Raw genomic sequence first — 17,206 nt, 5'->3', positions numbered from 1 at the left:
GGGGGCTCAAGACCGTAGGACGGCCGCCGACAAGGAGGCGCGGTGACGGGCTGGACCTGGGAGTACGAGGGCTACGAGCCCGCCGACGAGCGGCTGCGCGAGTCGCTGTGCACACTCGGCAACGGCTACTTCGCGACCCGCGGCGCGCTGCCCGAGTGCGCGGCCGACGACGTGCACTACCCGGGCACCTATGTGGCGGGCTGCTACAACCGGCTGGTCTCGCACGTGTCGGGCCGGGCGGTCGAGAACGAGGACATGGTCAACGTCCCCAACTGGCTGCCGCTGCGTTTCCGCACCCATGGCGGGGCCTGGCTGACCCCGGACACCGCCGAGGTGCTCGACCACGCGCAGGTGCTGCACCTCACCGACGGTGTGCTGGAGCGCCGTACCCGCTACGCGCTGGCGGAGGGCGGCACCCTGTGGGTGCGGCAGCTGCGGCTGGCACACATGGCCGACCCGCATCTGGCCGCGCTGCGCACCGAGTTCACCGCGCACGGCCACACCGGGGAGCTGGAGGTCGAGGCGGCGCTGGACGGCGGGGTGAGCAACGCGGGAGTGACCCGCTACCGGGATCTGGACGGCCACCACCTCACCCATGTGCACACCGGCACCGCCGACGCCGACACGGCGTGGCTGCGCTGCCGCACGCGTACCTCCGACATCCGCATCGGCATGGCCGCCCGGCTCGACTGCGCGGAGCCCGTCGCCGTACGGCACACCCGTTCACGCACCGTCCAGTGCACGCGCCTGACCCTGCGGCCGGGGCACACCGCCACCGTCGACAAGATCGTCGCCCTGCACACCTCCCACGACCCGGCCATCAGCGACCCGCTGTTCGCGGCGGTCGCCCGGGTCGAGCGGGCCGCGGACTTCGACGCGCTGCTCGACTCGCACCGCACGGCGTGGGCCCAGCTGTGGCGCCGGGCCGACCTGGAGGTGCCCGGTGAGGCCGGGCGCATCCTGCGGCTGCACATGTTCCATGTGCTCCAGACGCTGTCCCCGCACACCGCCGACCTGGACGTCGGCGTACCCGCGCGCGGACTGCACGGCGAGGCCTACCGCGGCCATGTCTTCTGGGACGAGCTGTTCGTGCTGCCGTATCTGGACCTGCACTTTCCCGAGGTGGCCCGCGCCCTGCTGCGCTACCGGCACCGGCGTCTGGAGCAGGCCTGCACCGCGGCCCGGGACGCCGGGCGGCGGGGCGCGATGTACCCGTGGCAGAGCGGCAGCGACGGCCGCGAGGAGACCCAGCGGGTGCATCTCAACCCGCGCTCGGGCCGCTGGCTGCCGGACCGCTCCCGGTTGCAGTACCACGTCGGCTCGGCCATCGCCTACAACGTGCTCAGGTACTGCGACGCCAGCGGGGACGTGGAGTTCCTGCACACCAAGGGCGCCGAGATGCTGCTCCAGATCGCCCGTTTCTGGGCGGACGCGGCCGTCTGGGACGAAGACCTCGGCCGGCACCGCATCCGGCGGGTGATGGGACCCGACGAGTACCACGACGCCTACCCCGACGCCGCCGAGCCCGGCCTGGACGACAACGCGTACACGAACGTCACCGCCGCCTGGGTGCTGGCCCGCACCCTGGACGTGCTGAGCGGCCTGCCCGAGCCGCGGCGCCGCGAACTGGGCGAGCGCACCGGCCTGGACGAGGGTGAGCTGGAGCTGTGGGAGGAGGTGTCGCGCACCCTGTACGTGCCCTTCCACGAGGGCGTCATCAGCCAGTTCGACGGCTACGGCGAGCTGGCCGAGCTGGACTGGAGCGGCTACCGGGCCCGCTACGACGACATCCGGCGCCTAGACCGCATCCTGGAGGCCGAGGGCGACACGGTCAACCGCTACCGGGCCTCCAAGCAGGCCGATGTGCTGATGCTCGGCTATCTGTTCCGGCCGTCCGCGCTGAAGGGCCTGTTCTCCCGGCTCGGTGTGCTGCTGGACGACGACATCTGGCGGCGCACGGTCGACCACTATCTGCACCGCACCAGCCACGGCTCCACGCTCAGCGGCCTGGTGCACGGCTGGGTGCTGGCCCGCGACCGGCGCGCGGAGGCCTGGGAGTTCTGCCAGGAGGCCCTGCGCGGCGACATCGCCGACGTCCAGGGCGGCACCACCGGCGAGGGCATCCACCTGGGCGCCATGGCCGGCACCCTGGACCTCGTCCAGCGCGGTCTGACCGGTCTTGAGGCCCGCGACGGCGCCCTGCATCTGGACCCCGTCCCGCTGCCGGAGCTGTCCAGCTACGGCTTCTCCCTGCGCCACCGCCGCCACTGGGGCATCCATCTGCGGCTGCGGCACGGCCGGCTGGAGATCACCGTGCCGCACTCCGACGCCGGACCCGTGGACGTACGGCTGCCCGGCCGCGAGGTCCGCCTCGAACCGGGGGAGACGGTGCAGCTGACGCTGCCCGACTGAACCCCTGCGGGACGGGACCGCGCCGGCCGGGCGCCGGTCGGGGTGGGTGGTGACGGATACCGGGTGTGCCGGGGGCGGCTCAGTGGGCCCCGAGTCCTCCTCCGCCGAAGGAGCCGCTGCTGCCCTTGCTCCACCGTGGTCGTTCCTTCTTGGCACTGGCCCGGGTCTGCGAGTTGGACAGCTCGTACGGGGTGAGGGGCCGTTCGCCCTTGGGGGTCTTCGGGATCTCCTCGGGTTCGCGGTTCTCACGGATCTCGTGGACCGGGCCGCCCTCCGGCAGATGAGGCTGTTCCTCCGGCTTCGGCCGGGGTGGCTCTTCGCTGCGGATGCGGTTGCCCAGCCAGAAGCTGCCGGCCAGCACGGCCAGAAGGACGATGCCGACACCGAACATCCCCAGACTGAGGAGACCGCTCGCATCGGCCAGCTGCATCGAAGCGGTACTCATACCAGCCAAAATACCCGCGTATCAGGCACCGAACACCCCCTGGAGGGACGGCGGACGGCAAATGACCATGGGTGTCCGCATGGTCACGGGAGGTGTTCACGGCGCGGGCGTTCCCAATTTCTGGAACACGTTCTACGGTGTGCGCCGTCAGGACCGGCCCAGCGCGAGACTGGAGACGCCGTGCATCTCGACCACACCCCCGAGCAGCTCCGGCTGCGCAGCGAACTGCGCGCGTACTTCGCCGAGTTGGTACCGGACAACGCCTACGCCCGGCACGCCGACCCGGCCGCCCAGAAGCGCTTCTACCGCGAGACGATCCGCCGCCTCGGAGCCGACGGCTGGCTCGGCGTCGGATGGCCCACGGAGTACGGCGGCCGCGGCCTGACCCCGACCGAACAGTTCGTCTTCTTCGACGAGGCCGCCCAGGCCGGAGTGCCCCTGCCGCTGATGGCCCTGAACACCGTCGGCCCGACGATCATGCGCTACGGCACCGACGAGCAGAAGGCGTACTTCCTGCCGCGCATCCTCTCCGGCGAGATCGACTTCGCCATCGGCTACAGCGAACCCGACGCGGGCACCGACCTCGCCGCCCTGAAGACCCGGGCCGTGCGGGAGGGCGACGACTACATCGTCGACGGCCACAAGATCTGGACCACCAACGGCGACACCGCCGACTGGGTCTGGCTCGCCGTGCGCACCGACCCCGACGCCCCCGCCCACCGGGGCATCACCATGCTCCTGGTGCCGACCACCGACCCCGGCTACTCCTGCACCCTCATCAACACCCTCGCCGGACACGACACCACCGCCAGCCACTACGAGAACATCCGCGTCCCCGCCGACCGCCGCGTCGGCGCCGAGAACCAGGGCTGGCGGCTCATCACCAACCAGCTCAACCACGAGCGCGTCACCCTCGCCGCCCACGGCACCATGGCCGTCCGCGCCCTGCACGACGTCCGGAACTGGGCCGCGCAGACCAAGCTCGCCGACGGCCGCCGGGTCCTCGACCTGCCCTGGGTGTGCCGCAGCCTGGCCCGGACGCACGTCCGGCTGGAGGCACTCCGGCTCCTCAACTGGCAGATGGTCGGCGCCCTCCAGAACGGCACCCTCACCCCCCAGGACGCCTCCGCCGTCAAGGTCTACGGCTCCGAGGCCCGCCGCGACGCCTACGCCTGGCTCCTGGAGGTCACCGCCGCCCCCGGCGCGCTCAAGGAGGGCTCCGCGGGCGCGGTCCTGCGCGGCGAACTCGAACGCGGCTACCGCTCCGCCGTCATCTTCACCTTCGGCGGCGGCAACAACGAGATCCAGCGCGAGATCATCTCCTGGATCGGCCTCGGCATGCCGAAGGTGCGGCGATAACCTGCTGTCCATGGCGGACACGCGCACGGGAGACCCGGGACTGTTCGGTCCCGAGTCGGTCACCTGGCAGTGCCACGGCGACCCGATCATGTGGATCGCCGGGGTCCGGGCGCTCTACCTCCAGGCCCTGCATCCGCGCGCGGTGCGCGGGGTCACCCAGAACAGCGACTTCCGGCGTGACGCCTGGGGCCGGCTGCTGCGCACCGCGAGCTACGTCGGCACGACGACCTACGGCACCACCGAGGCCGCCGAGCGGGCCGGCTCCCGGGTCCGGGGCATCCACGCCCGGCTCACCGCGACCGACCCCGCCACCGGGGAGTCGTACGGCATCGACGAACCCGAACTGCTGCTCTGGGTGCACTGCGCCGAGATCGACTCCTATCTGCACGTGCTGCGCCGCTCCGGCTACCCGCTCACCGACGCCGAGGCCGACCGCTACGTCCGCGAACACCTCGTCAGCGCCCGCCTGGTGGGCCTCGACCCCGCGACCGTCCCCGCCGACCGGGCGGAGCTGGCCGCCTACTTCGCCCGGGTACGGCCCCAACTCGCCGCCGGGGCCGAGGCGGTGGAGGTGGACGACTTCCTGCGCGGCCCGCCCGTCCATCCCCTGCTGCTGCCGCTGCGCGCCCTGCTGTGGCGGCCGGTCGCGCGCCTGGCCTACGCCTCGCTCCCCGCCCACGCCCACGAGCTGTACGGCAGGCCCGCCCCGAAGCCCGTCGCCGTCACCCGCGGGCTGCGCGCGGCCGGGCTGCTTCTGCGGCTGATCCCGGCGCGACTGCGGTGGCAGCTGCCGCCCCAGCACATCCTGCGGGCCATGGCCCGGCTCGGACCCGGGAGCCGGCCGCGGCGGAAACCGCCCTCTGGCCGCCGGTGATCACCTCGTGTTACGAAGAACCATGTCCGCACCCGAGGAAGCCCCCGCAGCCCGCTCCTACGACGCCGTGATCGTCGGAGGCGGCCACAACGGCCTGGTCGCCGCCGCCTACCTGGCCCGCGCCGGCCGCTCCGTGCTGGTCCTGGAACGGCTCGGCCACACCGGCGGCGCGGCCGTGTCCACCCGCCCCTTCGCGGGCGTCGACGCCCGGCTGTCGCGCTACTCCTACCTGGTCAGCCTGCTCCCCGAGAAGATCGTCGGCGACCTCGGCCTGCGCTTCGCCGTCCGTTCGCGCACCATCTCCTCGTACACCCCGGCCGAGCGCGACGGCCGTCCCACCGGACTCCTCGTCGGCGGCGGCGAACAGCGCACCCGCGAGGCCTTCGCCCGGCTCACCGGCGGCGAGCGCGAGTACGCGTCCTGGCAGCGGTTCTACGACATGACCGGCCGGGTCGCCCGCAGTGTGTTCCCCACCCTCACCGAACCGCTGCCCACCCGGGAGGAACTGCGCCACCGGGTCGGCGACGAGGAGGCCTGGCGGACCCTGTTCGAGGAGCCGATCGGGGTCGCCGTGGAGGACCGCTTCGCCGACGACCTGGTCCGCGGCGTGGTCCTCACCGACGCCCTCATCGGCACCTTCGCCGACGCCCACGACCCCTCGCTGGCCCAGAACCGCTGCTTCCTCTACCACGTCATCGGCGGCGGCACCGGCGACTGGGACGTGCCCGTGGGCGGCATGGGCGCGCTGACCGACGCGCTCGCCTCTGCCGCGCGCGAGGCCGGTGCCGTCATCGCCACCGGCCACGAGGCGGTCCGCATCGACACGGACGGCCGTACGGCGGAGGTCACCTACCGCACGGCCGACGGCGAGGGCGTCGTCGGCGCCCGGCACGTGCTGGTCAACGCCTCCCCGCAGGCGCTGGCCGCGCTGACCGGCGCCGAGCCGCCCGCCCCGGCCGAGGGCGCACAGCTCAAGGTGAACATGCTGCTCAAGCGGCTGCCGAGGCTGCGGGACGCCGCGGTCGACCCGCGTGAGGCGTTCTCCGGAACCTTCCACATCGCCGAGGGCTACGAGCAGCTGGCCGAGGCCCACCGCCAGGCCGCCGCCGGCGAGCTGCCCGCCGCGCCGCCCTCGGAGATCTACTGCCACTCCCTGACCGACCCGACGATCCTCGGCCCCGACCTCGTCGAGCAGGGCTATCAGACGCTCACCCTGTTCGGGCTGCACACCCCGGCCCGGCTGTTCGACCGGGACAACGACGGCGTCCGCGAGGAACTGCTCAAACTCACCCTCGCCCAGCTCGACGCCCATCTCGCCGAGCCCCTCGCCGACTGTCTGGCCACCGACACCGACGGCCGCCCCTGCATCGAGGCGAAGACCCCGCTCGACCTGGAACGCGACCTGCGGCTGCCCGGCGGCAACATCTTCCACCGGGAGCTGTCCTGGCCCTACGCGCAGGACGGGACAGGCCGCTGGGGCGTGGAGACCCCGCACGCCAACGTCCTGCTGTGCGGGGCGGGCGCGGTGCGCGGGGGCGGCGTGAGCGGGGTGCCGGGGCACAACGCGGCGATGGCGGTGCTGGAGACCGCGCCTTAGCGTCTGCCCGGGCCCTGGGTCCGTCCGGGGGCTGGGGTATCCGCGGTGTCCGGGGTCCGTCCTGCCGTGCGACCGCGCTCGGCGGCAGGCTCCCGTCCACGAATCTGACGATGTGTCAGAGAACCTCTTCCGTCATCCGGGGGACTCGGGCATCCTGCGCCCATGCAGACGGAGCTGAGCCGGCAACTGGGCGTCGAGCACGCTGTCTTCGGCTTCACGCCGTTCCCCGCGGTCGCCGCGGCCATCAGCCGGGCGGGCGGGTTCGGCGTGCTCGGCGCGGTGCGGTACACCGCCCCCGACGACCTCAAGCGCGACCTCGACTGGATCGAGGCGCACGTGGACGGACGGCCGTACGGCCTGGACGTCGTCATGCCCGCCAGCAAGGTCGAGGGCGTCACCGAGGCCGACGTGGAGGCGATGATCCCCGAGGGGCACCGCGCGTTCGTGCGCGACACCCTCGCCCGGTACGGGGTGCCCGGGCTCGCCGAGGGCGAGGCCTCCGGCTGGCGGATCACCGGCTGGATGGAACAGGTCGCCCGCACCCAGCTCGACGTCGCCTTCGACTACCCGATCCGGCTGCTCGCCAACGCCCTCGGCTCGCCCCCGGCCGACGTGGTCACCCGCGCCCAGGAGCGGGGCGTACTGGTCGCCGCCCTCGCCGGCAGCGCCCGGCACGCCCTCAAGCACCGCGACGCGGGCATCGACGTCGTCGTGGCCCAGGGGTACGAGGCCGGCGGCCACACCGGCGAGATCGCCTCCATGGTGCTCACCCCCGAGGTCGTCGAGGCCGTCGCCCCGCTGCCCGTCCTCGCCGCGGGCGGCATCGGCAGCGGGCAGCAGGTCGCCGCGGCCCTCGCGCTCGGCGCCCAGGGCGTGTGGCTGGGTTCCCTGTGGCTGACCACCACCGAGGCCGGGCTGCGCTCGCCCGTCCTCACCCGCAAACTGCTCGCGGCCGGCTCCGGCGACACCGTCCGCTCCCGCGCGCTGACCGGGAAGCCCGCCCGCCAGCTGCGCACCGCCTGGACCGAGGCCTGGGACGACCCCGCCGGGCCCGGCCCGCTCCCGATGCCCCTCCAGGGACTCCTCGTCGCCGAGGCCGTGTCCCGCATCCAGAAGCACGAGGTCGAACCGCTGCTCGGCACACCCGTCGGCCAGATCGTCGGCCGCATGAACAGCGAACGCAGCGTCCAGGAGGTCTTCGACGACCTCACCCGCGGCTTCGAACGGGCCGTGGACCGTGTCAACCGCATCGCGGGGAGGAACGGCCGATGACGGGCACACCGCGCGCCGGACTCGCCCCCACCTCGTCACCCGCCGGAAGGAGCGGCCGCCCATGAGCACACCTCCCGCCGGATTCTGGGCCCAGGCCACCGCCGAGCCCGACCGCACCGTCCTCGTCGCCGCCGACGGCACGCCATGGACCGCCGGAGAACTGCACGGCGCCGCCAACCGCCTCGTCCACGGCCTGCGCGCCGCGGGCCTCGAGCGCGGGGACGCCTTCGCCGTCGTACTGCCGAACGGCCCGGAGTTCCTCACCGCCTATCTGGCCTCCCAGCAGGCCGGGTTCTATCTCGTGCCCGTCAACCACCACCTGGTGGGTCCCGAGATCGCCTGGATCGTCGCCGACTCCGGCGCCAAGGTGCTGATCGCGCACGAGCGGTTCGCCGGGGCCGCCCGCGACGCGGCCGACGAGGCGGGGCTCCCGGGCGCCCGCCGCTACGCCGTCGGCAGCGCCGAGGGCTTCCGGCCCTATCCCGAACTCCTCGACGGGCAGCCGGAGTCGGTCCCCGGCGACCGCACGCTCGGCTGGGTCATGAACTACACGTCCGGCACCACCGGACGCCCCCGAGGCATCCGCCGCCCGCTGCCCGGAAAGCCGCCCGAGGAGGCCTACCTCGGCGGCTTCCTCGGCATCTTCGGCATTCGGCCGTACGACGACAACGTCCATCTGGTCTGCTCGCCGCTCTACCACACGGCCGTGCTCCAGTTCGCCGGCGCCTCGCTGCACATCGGCCATCAACTGGTGCTGATGGACAAGTGGACGCCCGAGGAGATGCTGCGGCTGATCGACGCCCACCGGTGCACCCACACGCACATGGTCCCGACACAGTTCCACCGTCTGCTGACCCTCCCGGAGGAGGTCCGCCGCCGCTACGACGTCTCCTCCATGCGACACGCGGTCCATGGCGCCGCGCCCTGCCCCGACCATGTGAAACGGGCCATGATCGAGTGGTGGGGGACCTGTGTGGAGGAGTACTACGCGGCCAGCGAGGGCGGTGGTGCCTTCGCGACCGCCGAGGACTGGCTGAAGAAGCCCGGCACGGTCGGCCGGGCCTGGCCGATCAGCGAGCTCGCGGTCCTCGACGACGACGGGAAGGCTCTGCCGCCGGGGCAACTCGGCACGGTCTACATGAAGATGACCACGGGTGGCTTCGCCTATCACAAGGACGAGGACAAGACGCGCCGCAACCGGGTCGGCGACTTCTTCACGGTCGGTGACCTCGGCCATCTCGACGAGGACGGCTATCTCTTCCTGCGCGACCGCAAGATCGACATGATCATCTCGGGTGGGGTCAACATCTACCCCGCGGAGATCGAGTCCGCGCTGCTCGCCCATCCGGCTGTCGCCGACGCCGCGGTCTTCGGTGTGCCGCACGACGAGTGGGGCGAGCAGGTCAAGGCCGTCGTCGAACCCGCCCCGGGCCGGAAGGCCGGGTCCGCGCTCGCCGCGGAGCTTCTCGAACACTGTGGGCGGCTTCTGGCCGGCTACAAGCGTCCCCGCAGTGTGGACTTCGTCGCCCGCATGCCCCGCGACCCCAACGGCAAACTCTACAAACGCCGCCTCCGGGACCCGTACTGGTCCGAACGGGCCTGAATACGAGTCGGACAGCTCGTGGCCGGCTGATGCACGTCGCCGTGTGCGGGTGCCCGATGGCCGCTCGCGCAGTTCCCCGCGCCCCTGGGGTGTTGCACGGCTGCCTTGCAGAGACATGAAGAACACCACCCCAAGCCCGAACACCCCAAGCATCCAGGCCTTTGAGGGGCGCTGGACCCCGCTGATCAGCCCATGATCAACCCCCCAGACCACCCCCCCTCAGGGGCGCGGGGAACTGCGCGATCAGCCACAACCGGCCCGCAGCCGAAGTCCTCAAGGGGCGCGGGGAACTGCGCGATCGGCTACGGACGGCCCGCAGCCGAAGTCCAGAAGGGGCGCGGGGAACTGCGCGAACGGCCACGAACAAACGCGCAGTCGAAGTCCTTAGGGGGCGCGGGGAACTGCGCGAAAGGGTGTGGATGACGTGGCTCGGAGTCGTGCTGCGTGGGGGCGTGGGTGGCAACCCCGTTGAGGGAGGGGCTGTTGGGGTGGCAGGCGGAACGGCGGAGAGCCGCGGCGTTGCACGGCCCGGGGGAGGGTGCTTGACCCTGCGCGGCCGCCCGGCCGAGGATGTGGCATGACGCCAGGACACGGCAGCACGGTCGACGGCGTGCTGCGACGAACCGCCCGCCGCACCCCCGCCCGCCGCGCGCTGACGTACCACGACCGCACCTGGACGTACGAGGAACTCGACGACGCGGTGTCGCGCGCGGCCTCCGCCCTACGGGCCGAGGGCCTCGCACCGGGGGACCGGGTCGCCGCCTACGGCCACAACTCCGACGTCTACCTCATCGCCTTCCTCGCCTGCGCCCGCGCGGGCCTGGTGCACGTCCCGGTCAACCAGAACCTCACCGGCGACGACCTGACGTACCTGATCGAGCAGTCGGGCAGCACGCTGGTCCTCACAGACCCGGACCTCGCGAGCCGACTCCCCGCAGGCGTAAGGTCGTTGCCGCTGCGGGACGCGGACGACTCGCTGCTCGCGCGGCTGCGGCAGACACCGCCGTACGACGGGCCCGAGCCGCGCACCGAGGATCTGGTGCAGCTGCTGTACACCTCGGGCACGACCGCGCTGCCCAAGGGCGCGATGATGACCCACCGGGCGCTGGTGCACGAGTACTTGAGCGCGATCACGGCGCTGGACCTGAGCGCGGGGGACCGCCCGGCGCACGCGCTGCCGCTCTACCACTCGGCCCAGATGCATGTGTTCCTGCTGCCGTATCTCGCCGTCGGCGCGACGAACGTCATTCTCGACGCCCCCGACGGCGACGTGCTGTTCGACCTCGTCGAGTCCGGCCGTGTGGACAGTCTGTTCGCCCCGCCGACGGTATGGATCGGACTGTCCCACCGCCCCGACTTCGCCACCCGCGACCTCGACGGCCTGCGCAAGGCGTACTACGGCGCCTCGATCATGCCGGTCCCGGTGCTGGCCCGGCTGCGCGAGCGGCTGCCCCGGCTGGCCTTCTACAACTGCTTCGGGCAGAGCGAGATCGGCCCCCTGGCCACGGTGCTCGGCCCCGACGAGCACGACGGCCGCCCCGCCTCCTGCGGCCGCACGGTGCTGTTCGTCGACGCGCGGGTGGTCGACGAGGACGGCAAGGACGTCCCCGACGACACCCCCGGTGAGATCGTCTACCGCTCACCGCAGCTGTGCGAGGGGTACTGGGACAAGCCCGAGGAGACCGAAGCGGCCTTCCGCGACGGCTGGTTCCGCTCCGGCGACCTCGCCGTCCGGGACGCCGACGGCTATCTGACGATCGTCGACCGGGTGAAGGACGTCATCAACTCCGGTGGCGTCCTGGTCGCTTCCCGGCAGGTGGAGGACGCCCTCTACGCCCATGAGGCGGTCGGCGAGGTGGCCGTGATCGGCCTGCCCGACCCCAAGTGGATCGAGGCGATCACCGCGGTGGTGGTCGCCCGGGACGAGGTCGGCGAGGAGGAACTGCTCGCCCACGTCCGGGAACGGCTCCCCGCGTTCAAGGTGCCCAAGCGGCTGGTGTTCGTCGACGCGCTGCCGCGCAACGCCAGCGGCAAGATCCTCAAGCGGGAGCTGCGGGACCGGCTGGGCTGACCGACGGTCCCGGCACAAACCGGGGGAGGGCTCCCCAGGACCGGCCCGCGGCGGCTCAGCGCGGGCGCTCGTCCACGATCCGGCGGATCTTGCCCACCGAGCGCTCCAGCGTCCCGGGGTCGACGATCTCCACCCCGGCCGAGACCCCGATGCCGTCCTTCACCGCGGCCGCGACCGACCGGGCGGCCGCCTGCCTGGCCTCGGCCGTGGCGTCGGCGCGGGCCTCCGCCTTGACCGTCAGGGCGTCCAGCCGGCCCTCGCGGGTGAGCCGGAGCTGGAAGTGCGGGGCGACGGCGGGGGTGCGCAGCAGGATCTCCTCGACCTGGGTCGGGAAGAGGTTCACCCCGCGCAGGATGATCATGTCGTCGCTGCGCCCGGTCACCTTGCTCATCCGCCGGAACACCCGGGCCGTGCCGGGCAGCAGCCGGGTCAGGTCGCGGGTGCGGTAGCGGACGACCGGCATGGCCTGCTTGGTGAGCGAGGTGAAGACCAGCTCGCCCTCCTCGCCCTCGGGGAGCACCTCGCCGGTGAGGGGGTCGACGACCTCGGGGTAGAAGTGGTCCTCCCAGATGTGCAGGCCGTCCTTGGTCTCCACGCACTCCTGGGAGACACCCGGGCCGATCACCTCCGACAGGCCGTATATGTCGACCGCGTCGATCCCGAACCGCTCCTCGATCTCCTCCCGCATCGCCTCGGTCCACGGCTCGGCCCCGAAGACGCCGACCTCCAGCGAGGTGCCGCGCGGGTCCACGCCCTGCCGCTCGAACTCGTCCAGAAGGGTCAGCATGTAGGACGGTGTGACCATGATGATCCGCGGCTTCAGGTCCTGGATCAGCTGGACCTGACGGGAGGTCATGCCGCCGGAGGCCGGGACGACCGTGCAGCCGAGGCGCTCGGCGCCGTAGTGCGCGCCGAGGCCGCCGGTGAACAGGCCGTAGCCGTAGGCGACATGGACCGTGTCGCCGGGGCGGGCGCCGGCCGCGCGCAGTGAACGGGCCACCATGTCGGACCACATGGACAGATCGTCGTCGGTGTAGCCGACCACGGTCGGACGGCCGGTCGTGCCGCTGGAGGCGTGCAGCCGGCGGACGCGTTCGCGGGGCACGGCGAACATTCCGTACGGGTAGTTCTCGCGCAGGTCCGCCTTGGTGGTGAAGGGGAAGCGGGCCAGGTCGGCGAGGGTGTGGCAGTCCTCGGGACGGACTCCCGCCTTGTCGAAGGCCTCGCGGTGGAAGGGCACGTTCGCGTACGCGTGACGGAGCGAGGCGCGCAGCCGGTCCAGTTGCAGGGCGCGCAGCTCGTCCCTGTCCAGGCGCTCGCCCGCGTCCAGCAGCTCCGTCGTGTCCGCCATGGGACCGCCTCTCTCACCAACCGTGCCAATTCGGGCGACCGATCATTCGGTCGTGGTGTCAGGGATCAGTTATCCAGTCGCCCGGGGTGCCTGGCAAGGGGGTGGCCCGGGATTCCTCGCCGGTGTCGCGGCCCGCGGGGGCGTCAACGCGCTGACCGGTGATCATCCCGTCCGGTGAAATATGCCTCATGCATGAGTAAATCGGGATGTGCCCGGCGAAAGGTGCCGTGAAGCAATTGCCGTCAGCGCCGAAAGGGACGTACATGGCAGACAGCAAGATCGACAAGGCCAGAAAGGCGGCCGCGTCGATGGGACTCGTGACCCCGCTGGCCGCACCGGCGGTACCCGCCGCGCCCCAGGCCGACGAGACGTGGCAGCTGCCGGGCGGCAGCGCGCGCGTGTACTACGGACAGGGCCAACAGGGAGTGATGCGCCCGGTCGTCCTGGCCGACGGGTTCAACCTCGGCCCGACCGACTTCGACCAGCTCTACGACGGCCTGGAGAACGGCCGGTTCCCGTTCGTCAGCCGGCTCCGCGCCCGCGGCCGGACGCTGGTCCTCGTCGGCTTCGACGAGCGCAGCGAGTCGATCCTGCGCAACGCCGAGACGATGACCGCCGCGCTCATGCGGACGATCGCGGAGCAGCTCGGCGACGCACGGATGGCGGTCGGCGGCTTCAGCATGGGTGGCATGGTCGCCCGGTACGCGCTGGCCAAGATGGAGATGCAGCGCATGGACCATCGCGTCGGCGTCTACGTCTCGTTCGACACCCCGCACCGCGGGGCGTGGGTGCCCGTCGGCCTCCAGGCGTTCGCGCACTACCTCGCCCCGGCCGACGACACCTATCTGCGCCAGATCGGCAGTCCGGCCGCGCAGCAGATGCTCTGGCAGTACCTGGACGGCGTGGACGGCACACCGTGCCAGAGCCCGATGCGGACCGAGTTCCTGGAGGCGCTCGAGCGGGTCGGTTCCTGGCCGCGCATCCCGCGTCTGCTCGGCGTCTCCAGCGGACGCGGCGACGGCGTGGGCAACGGCGTCCGTGCCGGGGAGAAGGCCCTGAGCTGCTCGGGTCCGCTCTTCGACGGGACGTACTTCCTGGCCCAGGCGAAGGGCGACCCGGCGGAGGTGGCCGTGCTGAACGGCATCCTCGGCGGCCCCCACCCGATCGCCACGCGCGGCTTCCCGGAGCTGGACGGCGCGCCCGGCGGCACCCTCGAGTCGTTCGGCATCGTCGGCGACACCCTCACCGCCATCGGCGAGAACATCGACCTGGCCCGCCGTTCCGTCTGCTTCGTGCCGTCCGTCAGCGCGGTCTCCGTCCGTGACCTGGACCGGCAGGACGACCTGTACGCCGACATCGACCGGCTGCCCCCGGACCAGTCCGACCTCGACGACTTCCTGCTCTCCGAGAACAACGACCCGCACGCGATCATGACGCCCGAGATCGGCGAGTGGGTCCTGGACCGGCTGCCCGACTGATCCGCGCGTCCCGCCGACGGGACGTCCGCGCCCTTCCCGGGCCGGCGTCCCGCCGGTGCGACGGGGTTCCGGCCCGCCGAAACTCCGTTGTCGTCCACGCCGTCAAGGGGACAGGATCGGCCGCATGCCGACCTTCGCCGCGTACGACGGAACCGTCCTGGCCCACCACTCGCTCGGGGGGAGTGGTGAGCCCGTGGTCGTTCTGCCCGGCGGGCCGATGCGGGCCTCGGCCTACCTCGGCGACCTGGGCGGACTGGCCGCGCGGCGCCCGCTGGCCCGGCTCGACCTGCGCGGCACCGGCGACTCCGAGGTACCCGCGGACCCGGCGACGTACCGCTGCGACCGGCTGGTGGACGACGTGGAGGCGCTGCGGGTCCACCTCGGGCTGGAACGGATGGACCTGCTCGCGCACTCGGCGGGCGGCAGCCTTGCGATGCTCTACGCCGCCCGGTATCCGGCCCGGGTGCGGCGGCTCGCGCTGATCACCGCCACGCCCTGGGCCCTCGGCATGCCCGCCACCCCCGCGCACCGGCTCGCCGCCGCCCGGCAGCGGGCGCACGAGCCCTGGTTCGCGGACGCCTTCCCGGCCTACGAGAAGTGGCTCTCCGGCGGCGACTTCGACGACGCCCTGCTGCCCTTCTTCTACGGCCGCTGGGACGCCGGCGCCGCCGCGCACGCCGCGGGCGAGGTGGAGCAGACCAACGAGGAGGCCTGCGACCGCTACGGCTCCGCCGGGGCCTACGACCCGCCCACCACCCTGGCCGCGCTCGCCGCCCTCACCGCGCCCGTGCTCGTGTACGCGGGCGGCGCCGACGGCGGGCCGCGGCCGGAGCTCGCCCGGCGGGCGGCCGAGGTCTTCCCGCACGCCGAGCTCGTGGTGCAGTCCGGCGCGGGCCACTACCCCTGGCTGGACGACCCGGAGCGGTTCGCCGACCGGGTCGCGGGCTTCTTCGCGGCCTGATCGCCGTAGGCCGTCATGAAGCGGTCGCGGAAGAGGTCCATGTCCCACACCGGGGCCGTCCGCGCGGGCTTGAGGCCCGGCGACCAGTCCCAGTCGGCGATCCGGTCCAGCACCTCCGGGTCGCGGGCGACGATCGTGACCGGGACGTCCCGGCTGGTGCTGCCGGCCGTCACCGTCGGCACCGGCTGGTGGTCGCCCAGGAAGACCAGGACCGTGTCGTCGTCGCCGTAGCGCTCCAGCCAGCCGGTCAGGCTGCGCAGCGAGTACTCGATGGCCCGCCGGTACTCGGTGCGCACGCTGTCGGGGTCCCGCCAGACCTCCTCGGGGTCCTTGCCCTCCTCCGCGATGCCGTGGAACACCGAGCCGTCGCCCAGGTCCTCCCAGTCGATCATGCGCGGGACCGGCGCCCAGGGGTTGTGGCTGGAGGCGAGGATGATCTCGGCCATCAGCGGCCCACGGTCCGCCCGGCCGTGCTCCAGGCGCTCGAAGGCCTCCATGCTGAACTGGTCCGGGACCGGCGACCAGCTGAAGTACGGTCCCTGGTAGCCGAGTCGCTCCGAGTCGTAGATGTGGTCCAGGCCGAAGTACCGGCCCTCGGGCCAGGCGCGGCGCACCCCCGGCACGATGCCCACCGTGCGCCACGCGCCCGCCTTGCGGAAGTAGCCGGTGAGGGTCATCCGGTCGCTCGTGGTCAGACTGCGGTAGCGCTGCTGGTTCTTGATCCACAGTCCGGACAGGAAGGTGGAGTGCGCCAGCCAGCTGCCCGCGCCCGTCACCGGGGAGCGCAGCCAGCCGCTGCGCGCCTCGAACCCGGCCGCCTTCAGCGACGCGGTGCCGTCGGCCAGCACCGCGCCGACCCGCGCGGCCATGTCGGGGTCCTCGACGGCGGTCCTGCCGTAGCTCTCGACGAAGGTGAACAGCACGTCCTTGCCGCGCAGCCCGGTCAGCAGCCGGTCCGGCGGGGTGGCGGCGAAGGCGTCGACCGCCGCCTCCTTCTCGAAGACCTCGGCGTCCGCGATGCCCGCGCGCACCATCTCCACGCGGTTGCCGAGGAATTCGGAGGTTCCCCTGGTCGCCAGTGGGGCGCCGATGCCCGGCACGGCGAAGGTCACGCAGACGATCCACGCGGTGCCGAGGACCATGGTCGTGCGCGCCGCCACCGGACGGTGACGGTCCAGCAGCCGCGCGAGCCGCATCGTCGACAGGGTCATCAGCGCGATCACCACGAGCAGCAGCGCCGACGCCCCGCCCACGGCGACCACTTGCCCGGTCCGCCCGAACGACTCGCGGACGAACTCCGCGGCGTCGTCCAGCAGGATCCAGTCCAGCACCAGGTCGAAGGGGCGGGCCAGCACCTGGTAGAAGCCCATGTCCAGGCACTTCAGTACGGTGACCAGACCGAGGAGCGCCCCGGCGCCCGCCGCCACGAACCGCCGGGGCCTGGGCGGCAGGACGAGCAACAGCCCGGCCAGCAGGACACCCTCGCCGGGGATGCGCAGGAACGCCCAGAACGACAGCCGTTCCAGGCGGTTGGGCAGCAGCAGGGCGCACAGCGGGAGGGCCACGGCCAGGACGGAGGCGGTGAGCGCGGCGGCCCGGACCGTGCGCGGATACCGCTGCCGCCATCCGGGTGACGGGGGCGTCTCGGCCGGCTGTTCCCCTTCGACGTCCGGTTCCCGCTCGGCCTGCTTGCGCGCGGCGTCGGGATCGGCCTGTTCCCGCTCCGCCTCCTGAGCCCCCTCCGCCTTCGTGTCCGTAGGCTGTCCCGCGACCTGCGACACCC

General features: G+C 72.6%; 12 protein-coding genes. 9 read left to right on the top strand and 3 right to left on the bottom strand.

Annotation, left to right across the window (positions count from 1 at the left end):
• Positions 1–42 precede the first annotated feature (42 nt).
• A complete protein-coding gene (locus ACZ6SQ_RS24845) occupies positions 43–2,412 on the top strand; it encodes a glycoside hydrolase family 65 protein (protein ID WP_469565706.1) in 2,370 nt (789 codons plus the stop codon).
• A 79-nt stretch (positions 2,413–2,491) separates the two neighbouring features.
• On the opposite strand, the gene ACZ6SQ_RS24840 is transcribed toward ACZ6SQ_RS24845, so the two are convergent.
• The gene (locus tag ACZ6SQ_RS24840; RefSeq protein WP_469565704.1) at positions 2,492–2,857 is read right to left on the bottom strand and encodes a DUF6479 family protein; all 366 of its coding nucleotides are present in this window, start codon (positions 2,855–2,857) and stop codon (positions 2,492–2,494) included.
• 180 nt (positions 2,858–3,037) lie between these two features.
• On the opposite strand from ACZ6SQ_RS24840, the gene ACZ6SQ_RS24835 reads away from it, so the two are divergent.
• The 6 genes from ACZ6SQ_RS24835 to ACZ6SQ_RS24810 all read left to right on the top strand — a co-directional run bounded on the left by ACZ6SQ_RS24835 (position 3,038) and on the right by ACZ6SQ_RS24810 (position 11,633).
• Positions 3,038–4,216, top strand: coding sequence for an acyl-CoA dehydrogenase family protein (locus ACZ6SQ_RS24835; protein WP_469565700.1), 1,179 nt, complete (start codon positions 3,038–3,040; stop codon positions 4,214–4,216).
• Between the two features lie 10 nt (positions 4,217–4,226).
• The gene (locus tag ACZ6SQ_RS24830) at positions 4,227–5,090 is read left to right on the top strand and encodes an oxygenase MpaB family protein (protein ID WP_469565697.1); all 864 of its coding nucleotides are present in this window, start codon (positions 4,227–4,229) and stop codon (positions 5,088–5,090) included.
• 22 nt (positions 5,091–5,112) lie between these two features.
• Positions 5,113–6,687 carry a phytoene desaturase family protein gene (locus ACZ6SQ_RS24825; RefSeq protein WP_469565695.1) on the top strand — a complete coding sequence of 525 codons (1,575 nt, stop codon included), beginning with the start codon at positions 5,113–5,115 and terminating at the stop codon, positions 6,685–6,687.
• Between the two features lie 162 nt (positions 6,688–6,849).
• Positions 6,850–7,959, top strand: coding sequence for a nitronate monooxygenase (locus tag ACZ6SQ_RS24820; RefSeq protein WP_469565694.1), 1,110 nt, complete (start codon positions 6,850–6,852; stop codon positions 7,957–7,959).
• A 61-nt stretch (positions 7,960–8,020) separates the two neighbouring features.
• On the top strand, positions 8,021–9,562 hold the full coding sequence (locus ACZ6SQ_RS24815; protein WP_469565692.1) for an acyl-CoA synthetase: 1,542 nt from the start codon (positions 8,021–8,023) through the stop codon (positions 9,560–9,562).
• Between the two features lie 577 nt (positions 9,563–10,139).
• Positions 10,140–11,633, top strand: a complete 1,494-nt coding sequence (locus ACZ6SQ_RS24810) for a fatty acyl-CoA synthetase (RefSeq protein ID WP_469565690.1) — start codon at positions 10,140–10,142, stop codon at positions 11,631–11,633.
• 55 nt (positions 11,634–11,688) lie between these two features.
• Here ACZ6SQ_RS24810 and paaK read toward each other — a convergent pair whose 3' ends face one another.
• Entirely contained in the window at positions 11,689–12,984 is a 1,296-nt protein-coding gene (gene paaK, locus ACZ6SQ_RS24805) for a phenylacetate--CoA ligase PaaK (protein WP_469565688.1), read from the bottom strand.
• Between the two features lie 263 nt (positions 12,985–13,247).
• Here paaK and ACZ6SQ_RS24800 point away from each other — a divergent pair, with 263 nt between their 5' ends.
• The gene (locus ACZ6SQ_RS24800; protein ID WP_469565686.1) at positions 13,248–14,462 is read left to right on the top strand and encodes an esterase/lipase family protein; all 1,215 of its coding nucleotides are present in this window, start codon (positions 13,248–13,250) and stop codon (positions 14,460–14,462) included.
• Positions 14,463–14,586: 124 nt separating this feature from the next.
• The gene (locus tag ACZ6SQ_RS24795) at positions 14,587–15,423 is read left to right on the top strand and encodes an alpha/beta fold hydrolase (protein WP_469565684.1); all 837 of its coding nucleotides are present in this window, start codon (positions 14,587–14,589) and stop codon (positions 15,421–15,423) included.
• Here ACZ6SQ_RS24795 and ACZ6SQ_RS24790 read toward each other — a convergent pair.
• Positions 15,360–17,204 (bottom strand): sulfatase, encoded by a 1,845-nt coding sequence (locus ACZ6SQ_RS24790; protein ID WP_469565682.1) that lies wholly within the window; start codon positions 17,202–17,204, stop codon positions 15,360–15,362. The two genes, ACZ6SQ_RS24795 and ACZ6SQ_RS24790, sit on opposite strands and share 64 nt — an antisense overlap.
• Positions 17,205–17,206 lie beyond the last annotated feature (2 nt).

Source organism: Streptomyces sp. NPDC048600 (assembly GCF_055587025.1).
Note: the sequence above shows the minus strand (reverse complement) of the source record. Positions and strands in the feature narration are given on the sequence as shown.